This is a genomic window from Dietzia sp., assembly GCF_036741115.1.
Taxonomy (GTDB): Bacteria; Actinomycetota; Actinomycetes; order Mycobacteriales; family Mycobacteriaceae; genus Dietzia.
The window spans coordinates 16933-41768 of record NZ_DAINST010000005.1; the positions used below are offsets into that span (position 1 = coordinate 16933).

Consider the following 24836-nt stretch of genomic DNA (forward strand, 5'->3'; position numbering starts at 1 on the left):
TGTGGTGGCGAACAAGGCGAAGAAACTCATTGGCAAGCTCGGCCGGCGCGGACCGCACGATGTCGACTTCGGCGATCTCGGATTCACCGGGGTCTCCGGACGCATCTACGTGCCCCGGATCAAGGCCGGAAAGGCTCCCCTCGTCGCTTTCGCACACGACTGGACCAAGTCGAGCCGCTACTACGAGGACACGCTCAAGCACCTCGCTTCTTGGGGCTTTATCGCCGCCGCGACCGATGCCGGCTCGGGAATCTTCTCCAGCCAGAACAAGTACATCGACGCCATTTCCGACTCCATCGAGGCAGCGGTGTTCGCCGATCTCGGCCATGGGAAGCTCCGCGCCGATCCCCGATCGATCGGCCTGTTCGGGCACGGTCTCGGCGCCACCGCGGCCACGGCCCTCGCCTCATACCGCACCGACATCTCCGCCGTGGTCGCCGCGTTCCCCAAGGCCGCCTCGGCCGGAACCATCGGCCGCGCCTCGCTGATCTCCGCGCCGGGTCTCGTGATCAGCGCCGAAAAGGGCGACGAGGACCACGAGGCGGAGTCGCTCTCCCAGATCTGGAATGGCCCGTGCATCCTGCGCCGGGCGGACGTCGACGAGAACGGCCTGGTCGAGCGCTCCGCGCTGCTGCGCAAGGTCGGCCTCGCCGGTGGGGATCGCAAGACGCAGCAGCTCGTGCGCAGCCTCGCGACCGGGTTCCTGCTCTCCGAACTCGCCGGTGACGAGGAATACGCCGTGTTCGCTTCGGCGGATGCCGCCATCCCCGGGACCACGCTGGTCGATGACGAGCTGATCGAGAAGGAAGAGCAAAAGGCGCTCGCCAAGGAGCTCAAGAAGCAGCCGTTCTGGCAGAGTGCTGCGGTCGCTGCGCTGAAGCGCTGATTTAGCGGCGGCGCCCCAACGGCGCTCCCGCCTTTGCACGGAGAAACGTCCCTTTGTACGCCGTTAGGAGGGTGTGCAAAGGGACGTTTCTCCGTGCAGAAGCATTTTCCGGCCGCCGGCAATTGACGGCGCCCCGCAGGTTTGCACGATGATGTGCGTGTTTGCACGACCTCCCAAGGTCGTCCAATCGTGCGCAACCTCGTGCGAACGCGGAATTTCGTCGTTCAAACGTGCGGATCTTCGTGCAAACGCGGCACCGAGCCACGGCAGCTACACCGCGCCGACGACCTCCGCGAGGCGCTCGGCGCTGCGACGGGCGATCTCCTCGGTCTCGGCCTCGACCATGACCCGCACGACCTGCTCCGTCCCCGACGGCCGCAACAGCACGCGCCCCGCGCCGGCGAGGGCGGCTTCTTCGCTCGCGACGGCCGAGGTCACCGACTCGGACACCGAAACCTTTGCCTTGTCCTGCACCGGCACGTTGATGAGCACCTGAGGCAGGATCTGCATGACCTCGGCGAGCTCGGCGAGGGACTTTTTCGTCTCGGCCATCCGCGCCATGAGGAAGAGGCCGGTCAGCGTGCCGTCGCCGGTCGTGGCGAAGTCCGGAAGCACCACGTGCCCGGACTGCTCTCCGCCGAGCGAGCGCCCACTGCGGTCGAGCTCCTCGAGGACGTACCGGTCGCCGACCTTGGTGGTGACGATCGAGATGCCGTGCTTCTCGAGGCCCATGCGGAGACCGAGGTTGCTCATCACGGTGGCGACGAGCGTGTCGTCCTTGAGCTTGCCGGCCTCCGAGAGCCCGAGCGCGAGGATCGCCATGATCTCGTCGCCGCCGACGACCCTTCCCGACGCGTCGACCGCGAGGCAGCGGTCGGCATCGCCGTCGTGCGCGAGGCCGATATCGGCACCGTGCTCGACAACGGCCTTCTGCAGGCCCTCGATGTGCGTCGAGCCGACGCCCTCGTTGATGTTGTAGCCATCAGGATCGGCGTTGATCGCCACGACCTCCGCGCCCGCGCCGCGGTACGCGGCCGGAGCGGCCTCGAATGCAGCGCCGTGTGCGCAGTCGACGACCACCTTGATTCCGGCCAGCGGGTTCGGCACGGATGCGAGCAGGTGCTCGACGTACGGCTTGACCGACTCCTCGCGCGAGACCGCGGAGATCCGCCCGATCCGGTTGCCCGTGGGGCCGGTGATCGACGTCTCGAGCGCGGCCTCGATGCGGTCCTCGAGCTCGTCGGAGAGCTTGCGTCCGCCGGCGGCGAAGAACTTGATCCCGTTGTCGGGCATCGGGTTATGGGAGGCGGAGATCATGGCCCCGAGGGCGGCATCGTGGTGCGCCGTCAGGAAGGCCACAGCCGGAGTCGGGATCTGGCCGACCAGCAGGACGTCGACGCCTTGCGAGGCGAGACCGGCGGCGAGGGCCGAGGAGAGCATCTCCCCCGAGACGCGCGGGTCGACGCCGACCACGGCGAGCGGCCTGTCGCCGTGCGCCCTCTCCCCTTGCGCATTCTCGCCACGCGCCGCGCCCGATCCGCCTGCCGCGCCCGATCCGCGCGCCGTGTCGGCGCCGGGATCGAAAGCGAGCACGGACGCCGCCGCAGCGCCGAGCGAGAGCGCGAGGTCCGCGCGGAGCGTCTTGTTGGCGAGCCCGCGGACGCCGTCGGTTCCGAAGAGTCGAGCCATGAGTGGAGGGTCCTCCCGAGTGTGATCCACCGACCGCGATCGGCTCGCGGTCGGAGTGCCGGCCGGGCGCGCCGCAGCATTGGGCGCGTGCAGGCCGAAGGACCTGGGCACGGCGCCGCGCGCGGGGCGGGCCGGAATTCTCTGCGATTCTAATCCGTGCGAGGGCGAAGAATGCGCTGGCACGCCAGCGATTCCCGACTAGAAATCCGGGAGTCGCGAAGCGCAAAGTGGTCAAATGCGCGCAGGCGCCCGCCGGTGAGGGCGGGCGCCTGCGGTGGGTCGCCAGGATGCGCTCGAGGAGCGGCAGCCGGAACGGCCCGAGAGGAAGCGCCGATCAGCGCTTCGAGTACTGCGGGGCCTTGCGGGCCTTCTTGAGGCCGGCCTTCTTGCGCTCGACCGCACGCGCGTCACGCGTGAGGAAGCCCGCCTTCTTCAGCGACGGACGATCGTCCGGGCTGTAGGCGGTGATCGCACGGGCGATCGCGAGGCGGAGGGCGCCGGCCTGGCCGGACGGGCCGCCGCCACGGAGCAGCGCGACGACGTCGAACTGCTCCTCGCGCTCGGTGAGCACGAGCGGCGACTTGACGAGCTGCTGGTGCACCTTGTTCGGGAAGTAGTCCTCGAGGGTGCGGCCGTTGAGCGTGAACTCGCCGGTGCCGGGCACGAGGCGCACGCGGACGATGGCTTCCTTGCGGCGGCCGACAGCCTGCGCCGGGCCATCGAGCACAGGGGCGGCCGGAGCGACGTCACCGAAATCGGAGTCCGGCAGGATCTCCTCGGTGTACGAATCCTCCGCGACCTCGGCGACGACGTCCTCGATCGGATCCTCGGTTACGTTCTCGGGGTTGATGTTCTCGTCGGTCACTGGGCCACCTGCTTGATCTCGAACGGCTGCGGCTTCTGAGCGGCGTGCGGGTGCTCGGCACCTGCGTACACCTTGAGCTTGGACGCCATTGAGCGACCGAGCTTGTTGGACGGGAGCATGCCCTTGATGGCCTTCTCCACGACGCGGTCGGGGCGGGTATCCATGGCCCGGCCGAGCTTCTCGGACTTGATGCCGCCGGGGAAACCCGAGTGGCGGTAGTGGACGACGCGATCGCGCTTGGTCGAGGAGATCGCGACCTTGTCGGCGTTGATGATCACGACGAAATCGCCGGTATCGGCGTTCGGCGCGAACTGCGGCTTGTGCTTGCCTCGCAGGAGAGCGGCGGCCTGCACGGCGAGTCGACCGAGCACCACATCAGTGGCGTCGATGACGTACCAGGCGCGCTCCACGTCTCCCGACTTCGGGGCGTACGTAGACATAAGGAAACTTCCCTTACTTGTCGTGGACTGCCGGCCAGGACCCGGCGGACCGGGCGGCGCCCCCATGCCCCGCGCGGCGGCCGGTTGTGACCCGCGCGAGTCCGCCCTCGACCTTGCGGCCACGGGCGGTAAGAAAACACCGATATTCGATCTTACGGCCGCCGGGGCCGGAGTCCAAACCGCTTCTCCCCTGCCCATGACGCCGGAGGCCGGGACCGCCGGGAGGAGGGGCACGTCCGCCGTCAGGAAGAAGCGCGCCAATCGGCGCGGAGCCTGCGGGCGAGTACCGGCAGGAGCGCGCCGGCACCGACGGTCGCCGCGAGGATGAGCCACACCGACGCGTTCGCATCGCCGGTCGTTTGCTCGACCCGGCCGAAGGCGAACGGGCCGACGAAGGAGCCGATCTGTCCGAACATGCTGACGAACGCGAGGCCCGTGGCCGCGACCGCGCCCGCGAGCCGCGACATGAGCGCCGACCACAGCAGCGGCTGGAACGCGGAGACGAAGAACATGATCATCGCGAGGATCCCGATCTGCAGGCCGTGGTTCGCGGGGAGGCCGAGCCCGGAGTCGGAGAGGAGGAAGAGCGCCGAGGTGAGCAGGATGCCCGCGATCGTCCACGCGGCGAGGCGGATCTCGTTGCCGGGAACCGTACCTGCCCCCTCCCTCGACCGAATGAGACGCGGGACGAGGAGGAGACCCAAGGCGGAGCCGACGCTCACGATGGCCGCGAGCAGACCGACGTGGAAGGTGTTCTCCACGCCCATCGCGAAGATGATCGACGGGGTGAAGAAGATGATCCCGTACGCGGCGAGCATGTTGAGCGCGTAGACGAGTGCCGCGACGAGGAGCAGCGGGGAGGCCAGCGCGCGGGCGAGGACGCCGCGGAGGGTGTCGGGATCGTCGTCGCTCTGCTTCGATCCCTCGATGCCGAGCACCGTCTCGCGCTCGCCCTCGGTGAGCCACCGCGCGTCCTCGGGGCCGTCGGGCAGGAGGAAGAACACGAGAATGCCCACGGCGATCGCCGGGATCCCCTCGACGAGGAAGAGGAGCTGGAAGCCGTGGAGGCCGGCGAAGCCGTCGAGCCGGAGCAGCGCCCCGCCGAGCGGGGAGGCGAGCACCGAGGACAACGCGGCCGTGGCGAGCACGACCCCGGCCATCTTGCCGCGGTCCTCCTGGGTGAACCAGCGGGAGATGAGGTAAAGGATCGCCGGGAAGATCCCCGCCTCGGCCGCGCCGAGGAGCATCCGGAAGACGTAGAAATACACCGGCCCCGTGGTGAACATGAGCGCGATGGACAGCACGCCCCACGAGACGCCGATGCGCGCGATCCAGATCCGCGCGCCGACCCTGCGCAGCACCATGTTGCTGGGGATCTCGAAGATCGCGTAGGTCACGAAGAACAAGCCGGCGCCGAGCCCGTACGCCGCGGCGTCGAGGCCCGCGTGGATCCCGAGGCTCTGCTTGGCGATCCCGACGTTGGTGCGGTTGATGTTGGCGATGAAGTACGCGAGGAGCAGCAGCGGCATGAGCCGCCAAATCGCCTTGCGCCTCGCCGACGCGTACAGCGCCTGCCGTTCCGCCGACGCCATCGCCATATCCGCTCCCCGTTCTCCGCTCGTCCTTGCCCGAAGGAAGCACGTTACCCCCCGGGGCGCCAAGCGCTCGCGGCGCGGAGGCTACGGCGCGATCAGCACCTTGCCCCGCACGGTCCGCGTCTCGAGCACCCCGAGAGCCTCGGCCGCACGCTCGAGGGGATAGGTCTCGTGGATGACGGGCCGGAGGGCTCCGCTCTCCATGTGCGGGCGCATCGCCTCGATCTCCGACAGCACGTGGCCCGGACGAGACAGCGCGTAGGCGCCCCAGCCCACTCCCACTGCGGAGATGTTGTTGAGGAGGAGGCGGTTGACCTTGACCGTGGGGATGTCGCCCGCAGTGAACCCGATGACCAGGATCCGCCCATCCTCGCGGAGCGTGCGGAGGGAGTCGGTGAACCGGTCGCCGCCGACGGGATCGACCACGATGTCGATGCTCCCCTTCCCCACGGCGTCGAGGAAGCCGTCGGCGGGGACCGTCTCGTCGGCGCCTGCCGCCCGCGCGACCGCGGCCTTCTCCTCCGTGGAGACCACGGCGATAACCTTGCCGGCGCCGAAGGCCTTGGCCACCTGGATCGCCGCGGTGCCCACGCCGCCGGCCGCGCCCTGGACGAGGACCGTCTCGCCCTCGGCGAGGCGGCCGCGCTCGACGAGCGCGAAGTATGCGGTGCAGTAGTTGAAGGCGAAGGCGGCGCCCTCGACGGCCTCGTAGGAATCGGGCAGACGGAAGGTGAGGTCCGGATCGGCGAGGACCTTCTCGGCGAAGCCGCCTATTCCGCACAGCGCGCCTACGCGGTCGCCTGCGACGAAGCCGCTCCCCTCCGGCGCGCTGACCACGGTGCCCGCGACCTCGGCTCCCGGTACGAACGGCAGCTCGGGCTTGATCTGGTAGAGCCCGCGGGTCTGGAGGAGGTCGGGGAAGGCGACTCCGGCGGCTTCGACGGCGATGAGGACCTTGCCTTCTGCCGCGGGCTCGGGGATGTCGCCGATCTCTACGTGCTCGGGGCCGTCGAGGGTGGTGATCTGCACTGCGCGCATGTCGGCCTTTCGGAGGGGTCGGGTCGGCGAGTCGACGGGACGCCTCTGCCGATCAGGGATCGGCTCGGGGCGCCCTTAGTTCTCGGGTACCTCTCCAGTTGTAGCCCCTCCGGGCACTCGGAGTGCGGGCTTCCGCCTAGCTCCTAGTGCCGCCCACCCACTGGCTCCTTTGTGTTGATGAGCACGGCCGCGGCGATCGCCGCGGCGAAAAGGAAACACGCCGCCCAGATGAGGCCGTGGGAGAAGCCGTTGACCATGGCCTCGAGCTGCAGGCGTTGGCCCGCCTCGGGGCTGGTGATTCCGGCCATGTGCGAGTCCGCGTAGCGGGTGGCCGCCGTGGTGGCGATGGTGTTGAGCAGAGCGGTGCCGATAGCGCCGCCGACCTGCTGCGAGGTGTTGACCATCGCCGAGGCGACGCCGGCATCGCGGGGCTCGACGCCGTGCGTCGCGAGGTTCATGGATGCCATGAAGTTCGTGCCCATCCCGAGGCCGAGGGCGACGAGCCCGGGGACGACGAGCGCCCAATAGGACGAATCGACGTGCATCCGCGACATCCACAGCAGGCCGAGCGCACCGAGCGAGAGGCCCGGGACCATGAGGTAACGCGGCGGGAGCTTGGTGACGAGGCGGGCGCCGATCTGGGTCGAGCCGATCATCATGCCGGCGACCATCGGGAGGAAGGCGAAGCCGCTCTTGAGCGCGGAGAAGCCAAGCACGGTCTGGAGGTAGAAGGTCATGAACAGGAAGGTGCCGAACATGCCCGTGACGGCCAGGCCGATGGACAGGTAGGCGCCGCCTCGGTTGCGCTCGGTGATGACGCGCGGCGGGAGCAGCGGGTGGGCGACGCGCGTCTGAGTGACGGCGAACAGCGCGAGCAGCACGACCGCCGCGATGAGCGAGACAATGGTCCACGTATCGGTCCAGCTCTCCTCTGCCGCACGGCTGAATCCGTAGACGACTAGAGCGAGGCCCGAGCTCGCGAGGATGACACCGGGGATATCGAGACGCACGGCACCACCGTGCCCCTCGGGCTCGCGGATCTCGAAGATCGCTCCGACCAGGGCGACGAGCGCGAAGATGATGTTGATGTACATGGTCCAGCGCCAGCTCGTGTACTCGGTGAGCACGCCGCCGAGGAGCAGGCCGACCGCGGCACCGGCACCGGCGATGGCGCCGAAGATGCCGAACGCTCGCGCACGCTCGCGCGGGAGCGTGAACATCACGGTGATGAGCGACAGCGCGGCCGGCGCGAGCAGCGCGGCGAAGACGCCCTGGAGCGCGCGGGCGCCGAGCAGCATGCCGGTGTTGACGGCGGCGCCGCCGAGCGCCGAGGAGACGGCGAAGCCGACCAGGCCGATCATGAGCGTGCGGCGACGGCCCCAGAGGTCCGCGAGACGGCCGCCGAAGAGGAGGAGCCCACCGAAGGCGAGGGCGTAGGCCGTGATGACCCACTGCTGGTGGGCATCGGGGATCCCCAGATCCGCCTTGGCGTGGGGAAGGGCGATATTGACGACCGTGCCGTCGAGCACGACCATGAGCTGCGCGACGCAGATGAAGGTGAGGGCGATCCAACGCCGGGGATCGAGCCCGTCGCTGGGAGCGGGCGTGGCGACCTGAGCCGTCTCCGCTGAGGGCGGCTGGGACATTGTGGGTTCCTCGATGCTTTCTTCGGACGCCTGTTGCTTAGGGGAGCTAACGGCAAAATGCCAGCGCAGGGCCCATCGTCGGTAGGACTAACTCGTTCTACAGCACCGGGGCGACACTATTGATTCCCGCGTGTGGGCGATCACACGAGGAAGCGAATTACGGGGGTGGCCGGGTACCCCTAACCGACGCGTGCGTCCGCCACCAGGGCGCCGTCCCGTCCCGCACGCCTCGCTCGCCACGCCCGCATCGCGACGACCGCCGCCGCGCACAGCACGGCGAGCCACACGAGCGGGTACACCGAACGGAACAGGGTGAGGACGAGCTCGGGAACGTCACCGATCATGAAGAGCCCCATGTTGAACCACAGATGTGCCGGCATGTCCGGCCTCGGGTAGGACTGCGTCCAGTTCGCGGCCGCCGCCCACAGGGCCACGGGGACGAGCCACCAGGCGAGTGCCCGCACACCGCTTCCCCGCATCGCCTCGATGGCCCGGTGCACCGCAAGGACGAGAAGCGGCACGAACCACACCCAGTGATGACCCCACGAGAACGGCGAAACCATGGTCGTGGTCATTCCCGAGAGGACGAGCGCGAGCAGCCCGTTCCCGGCGCGGTACACGAGCGCGGCGACGCCGAGCCCCGCGACGGCGACGAGCACCGCGAGCGGCAGCCACACGGCGGTGGGCGTCTCCTCGAGCCCCGCGGCCCTGGCGATGATCCCGCTGAGCGACTGATTCGCGACCATCCCGTCGAGGCCCACGCGTTCGGATTCGAAGAGCGTCCCCGACCAGTACTTGCGCGCGTCGGAGGGGATGACGGCGAACCCCACGGCCACCGTGGCGGCGAAGCCCGCGACGCCCGCGATCGCCATCCGCCACCGGCGGGTGACCACCCAATGGGCCCAGAAGAACGCGGGCGTGAGCTTGAGGCCCGCCGCGAGTCCGCTCCCCAGTCCCGCGATTCTCCAGCCGCGCCGGGAGGCGTATTCGTCGGCCAACACGAGAACGAGGAGCACGAGGTTGATCTGCCCGAGCCACAGCGTGGTGCGCACGGGCTCGAGAGAAAGGGACACGGCCGCGAGGCAGAGGGAGACCTGCGCCGTCACCGGGTCGGAGACGTAGCCGACGAGACGGAAGGAGAAGCGGATCGCAACGTAGAGGAGGACCAGCGAGAACACCATCCACGCGCCCTCCATGAGGCGCGGACTCACTTGATCGAGCGGCGCGAAGGCCAGCGCGGAGAACGGCGGGTACGTGAACGCCATCTGCGGATAGAAGCGGCCTGAGTCGTCGCCGGTGAGAAGCCCGTCGTAGAGCGGCTGCCCGTGGAGCACGGCGTGGGCACCCCAGCGGTAGACATTGACGTCGATGTAGTTCTGGGTGATCCCCCACCACGGCAGGCGCTCGTCGGGGAAACGCAGGACCATGACGACGGACGCCAGCGCGGCCAGGGCGAGCGGGATCCTGAGGAACAGGGTGCTCGGCATGGTTCGCATTGCGGTCACGTTACCTGGGAAGATGCGGTTCTGCGCGAGTTCGCGAGCGGCTCGGCGCGGAAGGCGGCTACGAAGGGCACCAGGTCGCGAGGCTGCCTCCGGCCAGCGGACCGATCGGCCGGCCACCGTTGGGATCACCAACGCAGGTGCCGAGGAATTGCAGGGTTTCGTGGGTCGTGGGATCGACGGAGGAGATATGGCCGGACCCGAGCATCATCGACGGCTTGTCGAACGTCCCCGGGGAACTGAACGCCTCCGGGAGCGGCGAACCGATGAACCCGTACCGCAGAGAGCCGGGCTCGCCGCCGCTCGGCGAATGCAGGCGCTCAAGGATCGGTGTGTAGAGCACTCGATCCTCGTCGAACTGCTTTTCCTGGAGCTCGACCCGCTCGTATACCTGCACGCCGACGGCGAATAGTTGTGTGTACGCGAAGTCGTTGAACTGTTCGACGAGCTTCGGCTCGAGGGACGATTGCGGCTGCGCGACTGCGGTCGAGGCGCCGTCGAGGGCGAGGCCGGCAGAAAGCGTGACAGCACCCACGGACCGGACTGCGCGACGACATACTGTTTCGGACATGGGGGCTCCCGGGTCCTCGAGATCGGCGCGCCGCCTCGCCGGCGGCGCTCGAAACCGCCTGACAATTCGCCCGACATGTACGGCATCAACAATGGAGGCGCGGGGTATGTAGGGGCCGGCGTCGGTCCTGTTACCTTTCCGCCCCGTTGAGCGGCCCTCGTCCGGCGTGCATGTCGCGGATGTGGGGCTATATAGTGGCCGACGGGCGACAACCGACGCCTGCGCCCTCGTAGCTCAGGGGATAGAGCACTTCTCTCCTAAAGAAGGTGTCACAGGTTCGAATCCTGTCGGGGGCACCATCACAACGACTCGACCCCGCCGCAACAAGCTCCGGCGGGGTCGAGTCATACGGCGAGGCGCAACCCCGCTATCCCAGCTCGCGGACCTCGATCTCGAAGTCCGCAGCACGCAGCCGGTCGACGAGCACGTCGCCCATCGCAGTTGAAGCAGTGAGCACCCCGGCGCGCTCGGGCAGTCGCTCGCGATCGAGGGCCAGCGCGAGCGCGCTCTCGCCCAGCATCACAGCCGTCGCCTTGTACCCCGGATCGCCCTCCGCATGGATCCGCGCCGAGAAGCGCCGCCCGGTCGAGGTCCGGGTAAAAGTCTCGGTCGTAAAGTGCCCGTTGTCCCGCGCCTCCTCGCTCGGCCCCGAACCCGGCTTAGGCAGGAGACGGTCGACGATCGGACGCAGAGGCTGCACCGCCATGATCCCGAACGCCGCGATCGTCCCGCCGGCCACGCCCGCCGCAACAACGCGAGACAAGACCGGGTTCGAGCCCACTGCCATCGCCTCGCCGTAGCGGAAATCGGGCCCATACGCGTTGCCGAGCAGGTAGCTCGAGCGCCGCACCACACGCGTGTTGTAGCTGGACATGAAGAACGGGGCGAGCCGCCCGCTCAGGCTCGGATCGACGGACGAAGCGGCGAGCGTCGACATGTCGCCCGGCTGCTTCGCGGTCGGCCGCGGCACATCGGAGCCCGGGTCGAACGACAGCGCCTGCGGGTTGCCGAGAATCCGACGCGTCGCGGGATCGGAGGCCTCCTCGGCCACGACCCGCATCGAATCGATCGTGCCGCCGGACGCTCCCCCGCGCATCGAACGCACGACCATGGTGGTCGCCCCCATCGACCCCGCGCCGGCCTTCTCGACCTCCCGGTGCACGAGATACGCGCCGAGCTCGCTGGGCACTGAGTCGAAGCCGCACGAGTGGACGATTCGCGCGCCGGAGGCCTTCGCCGCCTCCGCATTCGCCTCGATGGACCAGTGGACGAACGGCACCTCCCCGGTCAGATCCACGTAGTCCGTGCCCTCCGCGGCGCACGCGGTGGCCAGCGCGCGGCCGTAGCGCAGGTACGGGCCGACGGTGGTGCACACGACGCGGGCGCGGCGGGCCATCGCGGAAAGCTGCGCCTCGTCGTCGGCGTCGGCGAGCACGAGCGGCCACTCCCGCGCGGCCGCGGGGAGCTCCGCGCGCGCCGCCTCGAGCTTGGCCCCGTTGCGCCCGGCCAGGGCGATCTTCGTGCCCGCCGGGGCATTCTCGGCGAGGTAGGCGGCGGTGAGCGCGCCGACGAAGCCGGTGGCCCCGAAGACGATCACATCGAATTCCCGAGCGGCTGCAGTGCTGTCCATCGTTTCTCGTCCTATCCCTTGCGCGTGTACGCCCCTGCCCACCGCTCGCGGCGGGCGCGCCCGCACAGCTGGCGCGGACCTCCGCCGTCATAAATGGGAAATGGGGCCGGCGCCCCGAGGCTACCGGCCCCATCACCCATGACGGCGGGCCTCCGGGTTCCCCCGGCGGATCTCCCGCTAGTGCGAGACGGCCTTCTCGACCCCCACGCCCGTCATCGAGCGGACTTCCATCTCCGCCTCCTTGTCCGGGAACTCGTCGGACGTGCCGAGGTACGTGCCGATGATTCCCATGAGGAAGCCGAACGGGATGGAGATGATGCCCGGGTTGGACAGCGGGAAGATCGCCCAGTCCGCGCCGGTGACCATCGACGTCTCCGAGCCGGAGACCGCCGGGGAGAAGAAGATGAGCACGAGCGTGGAGATGAGACCACCGTAGATGGAGAACAGCGCCCCGCGCGTGTTGAACCGGCGCCAGAACAGCGAGTAGATGATGGTCGGCAGGTTCGCCGACGCCGCGACCGCGAAGGCCAGCGCCACGAGGAACGCGATGTTCTGTCCCATCGCGCCGATACCGAGGACGATGGCGACGATGCCGATGACCACGACCGTGATCCGGGATACGCGGAGCTGCTGATCCTCGCTCGCCTGACCGTGCTTGATGACGCCGTTGTAGATGTCGTGCGCCAGCGAGGCCGAGGCCGAGATCGCGAGGCCCGCGACGACCGCGAGGATCGTGGCGAAGGCGACCGCCGAGATGATGCCCATGAAGATCTCGCCACCGAGCGCATAGGCGAGCAGCGGCGCGGCCGAGTTGACGCCGCCGGGCGCCGCCTTGATGACGTCGGACCCCACCATCGCCGCGGCACCGAAGCCGAGCACGAGCGTGAAGAGGTAGAACGCGCCGATGAGCACGATGGCCCACGTGACCGAGCGGCGGGCCTCCTTCGCGGTGGGCACGGTGTAGAAGCGCATGAGCACGTGCGGCAGTCCGGCGGTGCCGAAGACCAGAGCGATGCCGAGGGAGACGAAGTCGAGCTTGCTCGTATCGGTGGCGCCGTACTTGAGGCCCGGCGTGGTGAGTGGCTCGCCGGAGCGGTCGATCGCGGCGGAGAGCAGCTCGGAGAAGTTTCCGCGCACTGCGATGAGCACGAGCACGCACATGATGAGCACGCCGCCGACGAGGAGGACGGCCTTGATCATCTGCACGTAGGTCGTGCCCTTCATGCCACCGATGAGCACGTAGAGGATCATGAGCACGCCGACGACCGCGACGACGATCGACTGGCCCGTCTTGCCCTCGACATTGAGGAGGAGGGCGACGAGTCCGCCGGCGCCGGCCATCTGCGCGATGAGGTAGAAGAGGCAGACGGCGAGAGTCGCGAGCGCCGCAGCCATGCGGACCGGCCGCTGCTTGAGGCGGAACGAGAGGACGTCGGCCATGGTGAACCGGCCGGTGTTACGCATGAGCTCGGCGACGAGCAGGAGGGCCACGAGCCACGCGACGAGGAAGCCGATCGAGTAGAGGAAGCCGTCGTAGCCCTGCACGGCGATCGCGCCGGCGATGCCGAGGAAGGACGCCGCCGAGAGGTAGTCGCCGGCGATGGCGAAGCCGTTCTGCGTTCCGGAGAAGCCGCCCGACGCGGTGTAGAAATCGGACGCCGACTTCGTGGTCCGCGAGGCGCGGATGACGATGCCCATGGTGAAGACGATGAAGATGCCGAAGACCACCATGTTGAGCGTGGTCGAGCCGACCGCCTCGCCTGGCACGAGCTCGTGGATGTCGAGGACGTAGTCGCTCATCGGAAGTCTCCGTTCTCCATGGCGGTGCGGAGGGACTCCGCGCGCGGGTCGATCTCACGTCCGGCGAAACGGATGTAGAGGGCGGTGATCCCGAAGGTGGTGACGAACTGCAGGATGCCGAAGACGAGGCCGACGTTGATCTCTCCGAAGAGCTTCTGGGACATGAAGTCCGTGGCGTAGACGGCGAGCAGAACGTAGAGGAAGTACCAGACCAGGAACGCGATGGTCATGGGGAATACGAACGCGCGGAATCGGCGCTTGAGCTCATGGAATTCCTCGCTGTCGCGCGCTGCGTGGAATTCGGCTGCCGTGAGTTCGCGGTGGGGATCGAGCGGGGTCGCCGCCGGTTCCCCTGCGTGAGGATCCGCGTTGGATTCTGCTGCAGTCGACACGGACGCCCTCCCTTCGTCGTCGTACGGTCCCGCCGCAAGATTCGCGGCGGGATCGTGCCTGGATAAATGAATTGCCACAAAGTGTGGCACACATCACCCGAAGAGGGAAATGTAGGCCCACTCTTCATCGAAAATGGGGCGCTTTTCGCAGCTGTCGACCACATTTGCGATCCGCTCGGCGTGGCGCGGAACTTCTAAGTGTCAACATTTGTTGAGAAGTCGCCGCCGCCTTTTCGTGTCGACCCGCAGCAGTCGTCGAATCCGAAACGACAACGGCGCCCGCCCTTAGAGAAGGGAAGGCGCCGTCGATTATTGACCGAACGAGGTCCTGTCGGACTCTCGCGCCGGCGACCCGCTACTCGCCGCGGAACTCGGGGTTGCGGTTCTCCTCGCGGGCCCGGCGGAACTCCTTCGCATCGTCCGAATGCCACGCGAGACGCTGCAGCTCTTCCATCTTGGGATCGTGCTCGGCGACGGCGAGGTCCGAGTTGATCACGGCCTTGATATGGCGAAGCGACAGCGGGGCGAACTCGGCGAGCTCCGTGCAGAACAGGAGCGCCTCCTCGGCATCGCCGAGGGAGTTGGCGAAGCCGACGCGCTCGCAGAACGCGGCGTCGACAGGCCGCGCGGAGAACAGCATCGTGCGGGCGTGCCCGCCGCCGACCACCGCGGAGGCGCGGTGGACGGTCCACCAGTCCAGGGCGAGGCCGACCTTGACCACGGGCACGGCGAGGAAGGCGTTCGGGTCCATGACCCGCAGGTCCGCGGCGAGCGCCATCTGCACACCGGCGCCGACGGCCGGGCCGTTGATCGCGGCGACCACGGGAATCGGGATGCTCTCGACGGTGCGGAGGAACTTCTCGTGCTCCTTCCCAAACTCCTCGGAGTACACGCCTCCGCCGAGGTCCGCGCCCGCGGAGAAGGCGGAACCGTTGCCGGTGAACATGATGACACGTACGGGATCGTCGGTCTCGAGCGTCTCGACCTGCGCCTCGAACGCCTCGCGCAGGGCGCGACTCACATCGGCATTGATCGAGTTACGCTTCTCGTGACGGTCGATGGCGATAACGGCGACCTTGCCTTCGCGGCGGACTTCCAGCATCTATTCCCTCGTTTCCGGTTCTCCAGTCAACGCTCCCGACCTTACCGGCCGGTAGAGGCTGCATAGCCTCCTTCCGGCGGCGTGGGAATGGCTACGATCGATCCATGGCCCGATCCACGCCGCGACTCTCTGCGATAGAACTCCTCGATCTCGTCCTCGACCCGGGCAGCTTCGACTCGTGGGACTCCCCGGCGATCCCGCCCGCTTGGACCCACGAGATCCCCGGCTACCAGGAGGAACTCGCCGCCGCCAAGGAGAAGTCCGGCGTCGACGAGTCGGTGATCACCGGTAGTGGCACGGTCCACGGCCGCAGGGTGTGCGTGATCGTCGGCGAGTTCGCGTTCCTCGCGGGCTCGATCGGCGTCGCCTCGGCGAGCCGGGTTACCGAGGCCGTGCAACGCGCGACCGCCGAGCGCCTACCCATCCTCGCCGCCCCGACCTCGGGCGGCACGCGGATGCAGGAGGGCACAGTCGCGTTCGTGCAGATGGTCAAGATCGCCGCAGCCGTCGCCGCGCACAAGGCCGCCGGACTCCCCTATCTCGTCTACCTCCGCCACCCCACGACCGGCGGCGTCTTCGCGTCGTGGGCGTCGCTCGGGCACGTCACCGTCGCCGAGCCGGGCGCACTCGTCGGCTTCCTTGGCCCGCGGGTCTATGAGGCGCTCTACGGCGAGGCGTTCCCCGAGGGCGTGCAACGCTCGGAGAACCTCGCCGCCAAGGGAGTCATCGACGGGGTCGTACGACCGGACAAGGCACGGGATCGCACGCACCGCGCCCTCCGAGTCCTGTGCATGGATCCGCCGACGCCAGACGAGGAGGCGCCCCACGCCGTCACTCCCAGGGAGCAGGACGCATCCGACACCGGACCCCAGGCGGCGATCAGCGAAGAGGCCGCCGATGCGTGGCGCTCCGTCGTAGCGACGCGTCGGGCCGACCGTCCGGGGACGCGAACGTTCCTCTCCACGGCCGTCTCCGACATGGTTCCGCTCTCCGGCACCGGGCAGGGCGAGGATTCGGGGCCGCTGTCGCTGTGCCTCGCGCGAATCCGCGGACAGGCTGCCGTCATCGTGGGGCAGGACCGGCAGATCGAACGCGATCAGCCCATGGGCCCGTCGACACTGCGCACGGCGCGGCGCGGAATGCGACTGTCGCGGGAGCTCGGCGTCCCGCTCGTGCTGCTCATCGATACGCGCGGCGCGGACCTGTCGAAGGACGCCGAGGAGGGCGGGCTCGCCGGGGAGATCGCCCGCAGCCTCGCCGACCTCGTCTCGCTCCCCTCCCCGACGATCTCCGTGATCCTCGGCCAGGGAACCGGAGGCGGCGCGCTCGCCCTGCTGCCCGCCGATCGCGTGATCTGCGCGCAGAACGGCTGGCTCTCGCCGCTACCGCCCGAGGGGGCCAGCGCGATCGTGCACCGACACACCGAGCACGCGGCCGAGATGGCGCGCTCGCAGCATGTCTCATCGACCGAGCTGCTCCACCACGGGATCGCCGACGTGATCGTCCCCGAGAAGCCCGATGCCGCCGACGAGCCCGTCGAGTTCTGCCATCGTCTCGCCGACGCCATCGCCGACGGGCTCCGCTACGCGCGGATCACCCCGCAGGCCATCCGTGTCTCCGACCGGCTGCGCCGCTACCGCATGCTCGAATAGCCGGTCGGCAGGTCGACTATTGTCGAACGCGAGCGGAATGTGACCCGCCTCTCAGTCGAGGAGTGGGCGGAGAATTCTCGAGGAGAACGATGAGCACCGAACGCGACCAGGTATCCCACACTGCCGAGGAGCGAGCGCCGTACGACGACGCTTTCCAGAGGTCCGTCACCGACAGGGACGGCTTCTGGCTCGAGGCCGCGCGCCTCGTCGACTGGATCTCTGCGCCCACCTCCGCGGTCGACGTGAGTCGGTCGCCGCACAACAGGTGGTTCCCCGACGGCACGCTCAACACCTCGTACAACGCGCTCGACCGGCACGTGGAGAACGGGCGCGGCGAGCAGGCCGCCGTGATCTACGATTCACCCGTCACCGGCACCAAGCGGACCGTTTCCTACGCCGAGCTCCTCGACGAGGTCGCCACGCTCGCCGGGGCGCTCCAGGCCGACGGCGTCAGGCAGGGCGAACGCGTGGTGATCTACATGCCGATGGTCCCCGAGGCCATCGTCGCGATGCTCGCGTGCGCGCGGATCGGCGCCGTGCATTCGGTGGTCTTCGGTGGCTTCGCGGCGCCCGAGCTCGCGATTCGCATCGACGATGCGCGGCCCGACGTCATCCTCTCCGCCGACGGCGGGATCGAGCCGAGCCGAACGGTCCCCTACCAGCCGATCCTCTCCAAAGCGCTCGAGCTCTCGAAGCATTCCCCACGCACCGTGGTCGTCCTCGAACGGCCCGAGATCGGCACGCCCGAGCTGCCTTCGGGTGCCGCCGCCGGCGAGGTGGCGTGGGTCCGCTGGGCGGATTTCGTCGACGGCGCCGAGCGTGCGGTTCCCGCCGAGATCGGCGCGAACGATCCGCTCTACATCCTCTACACCTCCGGCACGACGGGCCTGCCCAAGGGCGTGGTCCGCGACAACGGCGGCCATGCCGTGGCGCTCACGTGGTCGATGTGGAACGTCTACGGCATCCGCCCGGGCGACGTGTGGTGGACGGCCTCGGACGTCGGCTGGGTGGTCGGCCATTCGTACATCGTCTACGCCCCGCTGCTCGTCGGTGCTACGTCGGTGCTCTACGAGGGCAAGCCGGTGGGCACCCCTGATGCCGGCGCGTTCTGGCGGGTCGCCGCCGAGCACGGTGTGCGCGCCCTGTTTACCGCACCGACCGCGATCCGCGCGATCCGCCGCATGGACCCGAACGGCGAGGAGGTCGGGAAGTACGATCTCGGCTCACTCGAGACCCTTTTCTCCGCCGGCGAGCGACTCGACCCGGAGACCCAGACCTGGGCCAGGGACACGCTCGGGGTTCCGGTCGTGGACAACTGGTGGCAGACCGAGACCGGCTGGCCGCTGGCCTCGAACCTCCGCGGGCTCGCGCCGATGCCGATCAAGCTCGGCTCGCCCACCGTTCCCGTTCCTGGCTCGGACCTCGTGGTCCTCGATGCCGAGGGGAACGAGGTGGAGCCCGGGGTCGAGGGGAATCTCGCCGTGCGCCTCCCCATGGCCCCCGGCAACATGCTCGGCCTGTGGAACGACGAAGAGCGCTTCGTCTCCTCGTACATGGAGACCTTCCCCGGCTTCTACGCCACCGGCGACGGCGGATACATCGACTCCGAAGGCTACGTCTTCGTGATGGGCAGGACGGACGACGTCATCAACGTCGCCGGGCACCGGCTCTCGACCGGATCGATCGAGGCGGCGATCGGGAAGCACGAGGCCGTCGCCGAGGTCGCGGTGATCGGGGTCAAGGACGAGCTCAAGGGCCAGCTCCCCGTGGGCTACGTGATCCTCAAGTCCGGCGTGGTCTCCGACCCCGAGGTGCTGCGGCGGGAGCTCGCCGAGCTGGTCCGCGAGCACATCGGCGCCGTCGCCTCCTTCCGCGAAACCCACGTGGTGCAGGGCCTGCCAAAGACCCGCTCGGGCAAGATCCTCCGCAAGACAATGCGGCAGATCGCCGACGGACAGTCCCCGACCGTGCCCTCGACCATCGAAGACCCGGACGTGCTCGACGCGCTCGGCCCCGTGCTGCGGGGCGAGATCGACTCGCAGTAGGCAGCAACGGGCGTGGGCACCTCTTTCGATGACTTCGCCGGCATGGGCAACCCCGCGCGGGGGGCACTTCGCGCGGCCGGTTATCCCGATCTCGAGTCCCTCGACGGCGTGGACTACGCATCGCTCGCCGCGCTTCATGGGGTCGGCCCGCGTGCCCTCGATCGCCTCCACCACCGCCTTGCGGAGAACAGCATGGGCCTCGGCGGCGAAGTTCCTTCTCTTCCCGCTGCTGGCGCTCGCGTGACCAAGGGCCACACCGGGAAGAAGGCAGCGGATATCAAGACGGCGCCCACTGATGTCGACCCGGCCGAATGGATCGACTCGCTCGAATGGCCGCGGCGGCGCGAGCACGGCCGGATCCTGCTCGAGCTCTTCGGCCGCGCCACCGGCGAGAAGCCGGTGATGTGGGGACCGTCGATGGTCGGCTACGGCGAATCGCACTACACCTCGCATACCGGGCGTGAGGGCGATTGGTTCCGCGTGGGATTCAGCCCGCGCAAGGCGAACCTCGCGCTGTACGGACTGCAGGGGGCACTTGGCGCGGCGGAGAAGCTCGAGGCGTTGGGGAAGCACAAGGTGGGCGCCGGCTGCGTGTGGATCAACAAGCCCGAGGACGTCGACCTCGATGTGTTGTTCTCGCTGGTCCGCGGCTCGTGGGAGGCGCTTGAGTAGTGAGGTGGGCGCCGCCGGCCGGGCGCTAGCTGCCCTCGCTGGTCCGCCATCGGCGGCCACCATGAGTCCGACGCCGGCCGAGCGCTGCATCGGCAGCGCCTCAACATCGCCCGCGCCCGCGAGGTTTGCAGAACGTTCCGCACGTGTGCACGACCTCCTAACCTCGTGCAAACACGCGGAAACTCGTGCACACCTCCCGCCGGCCCCGAAGCAGGCGACGTGCGGGACTGCTGGGGCGCTCGGGGCGACTCACCGGCGCGGTTCCGCCCTCTGCACGGGGAAACGTCCCTTTGCACACCCTTATGAACCCGAGCAATGGGACGTTTCCCCGTGCAGAAGAATAAGCCCGCGCCCGTCGACTTCGAGGAACGCTATGCAAGGGATAGAAGGGACTGGCGGGCCCCAGTTCGATACGAAGGAATCGTCCGACATCCTGCATACAGCGGAACCGGGCAGGCCGAAGTCGGAATCGGAACCTGGATGGCCGAGGTCGAGGGCGAAACTGGATCGGCCGCGGGAACAGGGACGTCCGCCGTCAAAGGCGGAAAATGCAAAAGTGGGCGGCAGACCCGAAGGTCCACCGCCCGCAGCGACGCTGCGCTGACGCCTATGCGTCGAGCAGGTCGATAACGAAGACGAGGGTGCGCCCGCCGAGCGGGTGCAGCGCCGGCGACGTGCCGTACGCCTTCTCCGGGGGGATCGTGAGCTTACGGCGCCCACCGACCCGCATCCCGGGGATGCCTTCCTGCCAGCCCTGGATGAGACCGTTGAGGGGGAACGAAATGGACTCCCCGCGGTCCCAGGACGAGTCGAACTGCTCGCCGCTCTCGAAATCGACCCCGACGTAGTGGACGGTGACGTTCCCGCCGACGACGGCCTCCGCTCCATCCCCGACGATGATGTCCTCGATGGCGAGCTCCGTGGGCGCCGGGCCCTCGGACGGTTCGATCTCTGGCTTTTCGCGAGTCATGGCTCTATGTCCCCTGACGATATTCGATTGACTCGATCCGGTTGTCGGTCGAGCACGGCATCTACCGCGGGGCCTGTGGGCGCCCGGGCCTCTGCCGGGTGCCGACGGTACTACATACCCCTTCGACGATACTAACGCTCGCGCTAGCGCTCGGAGACAGGAACGAAGGTCTTTTCCGTTGCGCCCGTGTAGACCTGACGCGGACGGTTGATCTTCGTGGCCGGGTCGTCGTGCTGCTCACGCCAGTGCGCGATCCAGCCGGGCATGCGGCCGAGCGCGAAGAGAACGGTGAACATCTCCGTGGGGAATCCCATGGCTCGGTAGATGAGGCCGGTGTAGAAATCGACGTTCGGGTAGAGCTTGCGCTCGACGAAGTAGTCGTCCGCCAGCGCGGTCTCCTCGAGCTTTTGCGCGATCTCGAGGAGCGGATCGTTGGCATCGGCGAGAACGTCGGTGACGAACTTCTTCGCCATCGCGGCGCGCGGATCGTAGGACTTGTAGACGCGGTGCCCGAAGCCCATGAGCTTGGCGCCGTCGACCTTGTTCTTGACCTTGTCCATGTACGCCGTGGCGTCGCCGCCCTCTTCGGAGTGGATGTGCTCGAGCATCTCGAGAACGGCCTGGTTGGCGCCGCCGTGGAGCGGGCCGTAGAGGGCGTTGATGCCGCCGACGATCGACGAGTACAGCGGCGCGTTCGAGGAACCGACCATGCGGACCGTCGAGGTCGAGCAGTTCTGCTCGTGATCGGCGTGGAGGATGAAGAGCATGTCGAGCGCCCGGACGGCGCGATCGGTGATCTCGTAGTCCTCGCCGAAGGTCATCCGCAGGAAGTTTGCGACGTAGCCGAGCGAGGGGTCCGGCGCGATGGGCTCAAGGCCCTGGCGGCGACGGTGGATCGCGGCGGCGAGGGTCGGCGTGCGGCCGAGGAGCCGCGCCGAGGCGAGATCGACCTGGGCGGGATCGTTGATGTCGATATCGCCGCCGATGGTGCCGAAGAGAGAAACACCGGCGGAGAGCACCGGCATGGGGTGCGTCTCCGCCGGGAAGGCGCCGAGGACGGGCGAGATGATCTCGGGAAGCTCGACCTCCGCAAGTACCTTCTTGTTGAACGCATCGAGCTGCTCGGCCGTGGGGTCCTCGCCGTAGATGAGGATGTACGCGGTCTCGAGGAACGAGGACTTCTCCGCGAGCTCGGAGATCGGGTAGCCGCGATGGCGGAGGACGCCCTTCCCACCGTCGATGAAGGTGATGGCCGACTGGCACGCCGAGGTGTTGACGAAGCCCACGTCGAGCGTCGTGTACCCCGTGCTGCCCAGGAGCTTGCCGAGCTGCAGGCCCGAGCTGCCGGCGGTGGCCTCGACCACGTCCAGACCAAGGTCGCCGTTCGGTGTGGAAAGGGTGGCCGTTCCGTTCGCATCTGCGGGCATGCGTCTACCTCTCAAGCTCGGTTCGTAGTGCACTTGCGCCCGCCGATCCGGCGGACACACGTGGGCGTGCCGCGCGAGTTCTCCGCTTTGTCTGCGAAAAGCGCGACCTTAAACCTCTTCAATCCCAGTGGGGTCCACTCTAGCCCGTCACCCCGCACACCGGCATTCGGTCCCCGCCCCCGGAGGGCGCATGGGCATCGCCCGCGCTCGGCGCCGGGTCCCTACCAGCGAGTACAGATCCGGCGCCTGACGAATCCTTCTGCAGTCCGTGGAATCCGTGCACGCCAGGACGGTGCCCGAAGATGCGAGCCCGAGACGTCCGGTTACCCGCCGATTACCCGAGCGCCGCCTGCCGAGAGGCCGCCATGCTCCCCCTGCTAGCCGCGCCCCTCCGGGCCCGCCGACCGCCTTCAAGCCCACCGTGCAGCCCGCCACCCCTACGGCTGCAGCTGCCCACTCCAGCTGCGAGCCGCCGAGCCCGCCGAGCCCCTCCACGACCGTTACGGCTGCAGCCGCCGCACTTCCCACTCGCCGCCGGCCGCCGGCGACATCTCGGCCACCAGCCGGTCGTGGAACCGACCGGCGCCGCCCTGCCAGAACTCGACGCGATCGGGACGCAGCTCGTAGCCGCCCCAGTAGGGAGGCATGGGAACACCTGCGTCCTCGGAGTCGGGGGAATTCTCGGCACCTCCGCCGTCAGGAAAACGGGCCTCGGCCGAGGCGTAGAGCTCCCCGAGGGCCTCGGCATTCGCGACCGGCTCGGACTGCGAGGACGCCCACGCGGCGAGCTGCGATGCCCGCCCGCGTGTCGCCCAGTACGCGCGGCTCTCGGCATCGGGCAGCTCGACGACCGCGCCCTCCACATGCACCTGACGCTCCCTCTCCAGCAGCGGAAACGTCGCCGACGCAAACGGATTCGCCGCGAGCTGTCGCCCCTTGCGAGACGTTCGCGTCGTAAAGAAACGCACCCCACCGGGCGTGATCCCCTTGCACAGCACCGTCCGCGTACTCGGCCGCGCGTAGGCGATCGGCGCGCCCCCGCCTGCCTGCCTCTCTCCCCCGGCTCGTCTTTCCTCTCCCCCGTATATGACGGCGGACGTCGCCAACACCATGGCGTTCGGTTCCCTGGCACCCGCCGTCGCGGCATCGGCGATCCACGCAGACAGCAGTGACCACCACCCCTCCCCGAGGTCGGCGGGGTCGAGGAGTCGGTTGTGCCCGTAGGTTTCGCGGAGCCCGCGGAAATCGTCGGGGACTGCGGAAGGGGTCGTCGCCATGCGTCCACGGTAGCGGGGCTCGGGCAGCGCGCCCGGCGCCCGCGCACCCCTCGCGTGCGGTGGACTGGAGGCATGGCCGCGGGCGTTTTATAGACTGGGCTCCTGCGCCTGCCCAGCGCTGGTCGAATTCCGGAAGCCGCCTGGCCTCGCCGGGTGGATCCGCCAGGCGAATCCACCAAGAGATTCCGCCAAGCAGTTCCACCACGTGGTCCAGCCTCGCGGCGGACGCGAATTCGACCGACCGGCCGGAATGGCCGCACAGCACGAGCCGAAGACAACCGCACGACACGACCGTCAGAGACAGCCAGCCAAGAAAGGTCGCCCTCTCCATGAGCGAAAACCTCACCATTCCCGCGGACCTCCTCCCCGGCGACGGCCGCTTCGGCTGTGGGCCGTCGAAGGTCCGCCCCGAGCAGCTCCAGTCGCTGGTCACGAGCGGCGCCGCGATCTTCGGCACCAGCCATCGCCAGGCTCCGGTTAAGGACACGGTCGGCCGCGTCCGCGAGGGGCTCTCGCAGCTCTTCTCGCTGCCCGAGGGCTACGAGGTCCTCCTCGGCAACGGCGGAACCACCGCGTTCTGGGATGCCGCGGCATTCGGACTGGTGCGCGAGAAGTCGCTGCACCTCACCTACGGCGAGTTCTCCTCGAAGTTCGCCAAGGTCACGCAGAAGGCGCCGTTCCTCGCCGAGCCCATCGTCATCTCGGAGGAGCCGGGTTCGGCGCCCGAGCCGACCTCGGACCCGTCCGTCGACCTCATCGGCTGGGCGCAGAACGAGACGTCGACCGGCGTCGCGGTCCCGATCCGCCGCCCTGCGGGCTCCGATGGCTCGCTCATCGCGATCGATGCGACCTCCGGTGCCGGTGGCCTCCCCGTCGACATCGCCGACACGGACGTCTATTACTTCGCGCCGCAGAAGTGCTTCGCCGCCGACGGTGGCCTGTGGTTCGCCATCATGAGCCCGGCCGCGCTCGAGCGCGTCGACGAGATCGCCGCGACAGACCGCTACGTGCCCGATTTCCTCTCGCTGCCCACGGCCGTGGAGAACTCGCGGAAGAACCAGACGTACAACACGCCGGCGATCGCCACGCTGCTGCTCATGGCGGACCAGGTCGAGTGGATGCTCGCCCAGGGCGGTCTCGACTGGTGCGTCTCGCGCACCGCGGACTCCTCGAAGCGCCTCTACGATTGGGCCGAGAAGAGCTCTTTCGCGACCCCGTTCGTGCAGGACTCCGCGCTGCGCTCGCAGGTCGTGGGCACGATCGATTTCGACGATTCCGTCGATGCCGCCGCGGTCGCGAAAACGCTTCGTGCCAACGGGATCGTCGACACCGAGCCATACCGCAAACTCGGCCGCAACCAGCTGCGGATCGGCATGTTCCCGGCGATCGAGCCCGAGGACATCTCGAAGCTCACCTCCTCCATCGACTTCGTCGTGGAGAACCTCTCGAAGTAGAACCGAAGAGCATGGCCCGGCGCGGACATACGCGGCCCGGCACGGGACTGCCCGCGATGGGCCGGGACGGCCCAGGACCGATACCACCGAACACGATCGAACGGCGCGGATTTGCCACACTCGCACCGTTCGACGCGTTTTCGGCGAACCCCTGCCCTACCATGGGCGAAAGCCAGCGGCGCG

General features: G+C 68.5%; 20 protein-coding genes and 1 tRNA gene. 6 read left to right on the plus strand and 15 right to left on the minus strand.

Going from position 1 to position 24836, the window contains the following annotated elements; all coding sequences use genetic code 11:
- The first annotated feature begins 4 nt into the window (after positions 1–4).
- The gene (locus V7E05_RS01495) at positions 5–886 is read left to right on the plus strand and encodes a poly(ethylene terephthalate) hydrolase family protein (RefSeq protein WP_333617911.1); all 882 of its coding nucleotides are present in this window, start codon (positions 5–7) and stop codon (positions 884–886) included.
- Between the two features lie 270 nt (positions 887–1156).
- Here V7E05_RS01495 and glmM read toward each other — a convergent pair whose 3' ends face one another.
- From glmM to V7E05_RS01535, 8 genes are all read right to left on the minus strand, one after another.
- Positions 1157–2575, minus strand: a complete 1419-nt coding sequence (glmM, locus tag V7E05_RS01500) for a phosphoglucosamine mutase (protein ID WP_333617912.1) — start codon at positions 2573–2575, stop codon at positions 1157–1159.
- A gap of 334 nt (positions 2576–2909) precedes the next feature.
- A complete protein-coding gene (gene rpsI, locus V7E05_RS01505) occupies positions 2910–3440 on the minus strand; it encodes a 30S ribosomal protein S9 (protein WP_333617913.1) in 531 nt (176 codons plus the stop codon).
- Positions 3437–3880, minus strand: coding sequence for a 50S ribosomal protein L13 (rplM, locus tag V7E05_RS01510; RefSeq protein WP_333617914.1), 444 nt, complete (start codon positions 3878–3880; stop codon positions 3437–3439). The genes rpsI and rplM overlap by 4 nt, the downstream gene beginning before the upstream one ends.
- A 242-nt stretch (positions 3881–4122) precedes the next feature.
- Positions 4123–5478: an MFS transporter gene (locus V7E05_RS01515; RefSeq protein ID WP_333617915.1), complete on the minus strand. Its 1356-nt coding sequence runs from the start codon at positions 5476–5478 to the stop codon at positions 4123–4125.
- A gap of 81 nt (positions 5479–5559) precedes the next feature.
- Positions 5560–6513, minus strand: coding sequence for an NADPH:quinone oxidoreductase family protein (locus V7E05_RS01520; RefSeq protein ID WP_333617916.1), 954 nt, complete (start codon positions 6511–6513; stop codon positions 5560–5562).
- 143 nt (positions 6514–6656) lie between these two features.
- Positions 6657–8159: an MFS transporter gene (locus tag V7E05_RS01525; RefSeq protein WP_333617917.1), complete on the minus strand. Its 1503-nt coding sequence runs from the start codon at positions 8157–8159 to the stop codon at positions 6657–6659.
- Between the two features lie 179 nt (positions 8160–8338).
- Positions 8339–9646, minus strand: a complete 1308-nt coding sequence (locus tag V7E05_RS01530; protein ID WP_333617918.1) for a glycosyltransferase 87 family protein — start codon at positions 9644–9646, stop codon at positions 8339–8341.
- A 76-nt stretch (positions 9647–9722) separates the two neighbouring features.
- Positions 9723–10232: a hypothetical protein gene (locus V7E05_RS01535; protein ID WP_333617919.1), complete on the minus strand. Its 510-nt coding sequence runs from the start codon at positions 10230–10232 to the stop codon at positions 9723–9725.
- A 223-nt stretch (positions 10233–10455) separates the two neighbouring features.
- Between V7E05_RS01535 and V7E05_RS01540 the strand changes: the two genes are divergently transcribed.
- Positions 10456–10531: transfer RNA gene (locus V7E05_RS01540), tRNA-Arg, on the plus strand.
- A gap of 68 nt (positions 10532–10599) precedes the next feature.
- Here the strand turns inward: V7E05_RS01540 and V7E05_RS01545 are convergent.
- The 4 genes from V7E05_RS01545 to V7E05_RS01560 all read right to left on the minus strand — a co-directional run bounded on the left by V7E05_RS01545 (position 10600) and on the right by V7E05_RS01560 (position 15156).
- Entirely contained in the window at positions 10600–11862 is a 1263-nt protein-coding gene (locus V7E05_RS01545; RefSeq protein WP_333617920.1) for a saccharopine dehydrogenase family protein, read from the minus strand.
- A 177-nt stretch (positions 11863–12039) separates the two neighbouring features.
- Entirely contained in the window at positions 12040–13593 is a 1554-nt protein-coding gene (locus tag V7E05_RS01550) for a solute symporter family protein (RefSeq protein ID WP_442891565.1), read from the minus strand.
- A gap of 65 nt (positions 13594–13658) precedes the next feature.
- Positions 13659–14054 (minus strand): DUF485 domain-containing protein, encoded by a 396-nt coding sequence (locus tag V7E05_RS01555; protein ID WP_333617922.1) that lies wholly within the window; start codon positions 14052–14054, stop codon positions 13659–13661.
- A 355-nt stretch (positions 14055–14409) separates the two neighbouring features.
- On the minus strand, positions 14410–15156 hold the full coding sequence (locus V7E05_RS01560; protein WP_333617923.1) for an enoyl-CoA hydratase: 747 nt from the start codon (positions 15154–15156) through the stop codon (positions 14410–14412).
- Positions 15157–15260: 104 nt separating this feature from the next.
- Between V7E05_RS01560 and V7E05_RS01565 the strand changes: the two genes are divergently transcribed.
- The 3 genes from V7E05_RS01565 (at position 15261) to V7E05_RS01575 (ending at position 19525) form a co-directional block, all read left to right on the plus strand.
- The gene (locus tag V7E05_RS01565; RefSeq protein ID WP_333617924.1) at positions 15261–16808 is read left to right on the plus strand and encodes a carboxyl transferase domain-containing protein; all 1548 of its coding nucleotides are present in this window, start codon (positions 15261–15263) and stop codon (positions 16806–16808) included.
- A gap of 89 nt (positions 16809–16897) precedes the next feature.
- Positions 16898–18853 carry an AMP-binding protein gene (locus V7E05_RS01570; RefSeq protein ID WP_333617925.1) on the plus strand — a complete coding sequence of 652 codons (1956 nt, stop codon included), beginning with the start codon at positions 16898–16900 and terminating at the stop codon, positions 18851–18853.
- A 42-nt stretch (positions 18854–18895) separates the two neighbouring features.
- The gene (locus V7E05_RS01575) at positions 18896–19525 is read left to right on the plus strand and encodes a DUF1801 domain-containing protein (protein WP_333617953.1); all 630 of its coding nucleotides are present in this window, start codon (positions 18896–18898) and stop codon (positions 19523–19525) included.
- Between the two features lie 607 nt (positions 19526–20132).
- Here the strand turns inward: V7E05_RS01575 and V7E05_RS01580 are convergent.
- From V7E05_RS01580 to V7E05_RS01590, 3 genes are all read right to left on the minus strand, one after another.
- A complete protein-coding gene (locus V7E05_RS01580) occupies positions 20133–20495 on the minus strand; it encodes an FKBP-type peptidyl-prolyl cis-trans isomerase (RefSeq protein WP_333617926.1) in 363 nt (120 codons plus the stop codon).
- A 143-nt stretch (positions 20496–20638) separates the two neighbouring features.
- Complete coding sequence (locus V7E05_RS01585; RefSeq protein ID WP_333617927.1) at positions 20639–21922, minus strand: citrate synthase; 1284 nt, start codon at positions 21920–21922, stop codon at positions 20639–20641.
- 500 nt (positions 21923–22422) lie between these two features.
- Complete coding sequence (locus tag V7E05_RS01590) at positions 22423–23199, minus strand: pyridoxine/pyridoxamine 5'-phosphate oxidase (protein WP_333617928.1); 777 nt, start codon at positions 23197–23199, stop codon at positions 22423–22425.
- Positions 23200–23528: 329 nt separating this feature from the next.
- Between V7E05_RS01590 and serC the strand changes: the two genes are divergently transcribed.
- Positions 23529–24653 carry a phosphoserine transaminase gene (gene serC / locus V7E05_RS01595; protein ID WP_333617929.1) on the plus strand — a complete coding sequence of 375 codons (1125 nt, stop codon included), beginning with the start codon at positions 23529–23531 and terminating at the stop codon, positions 24651–24653.
- Positions 24654–24836: the final 183 nt, after the last annotated feature.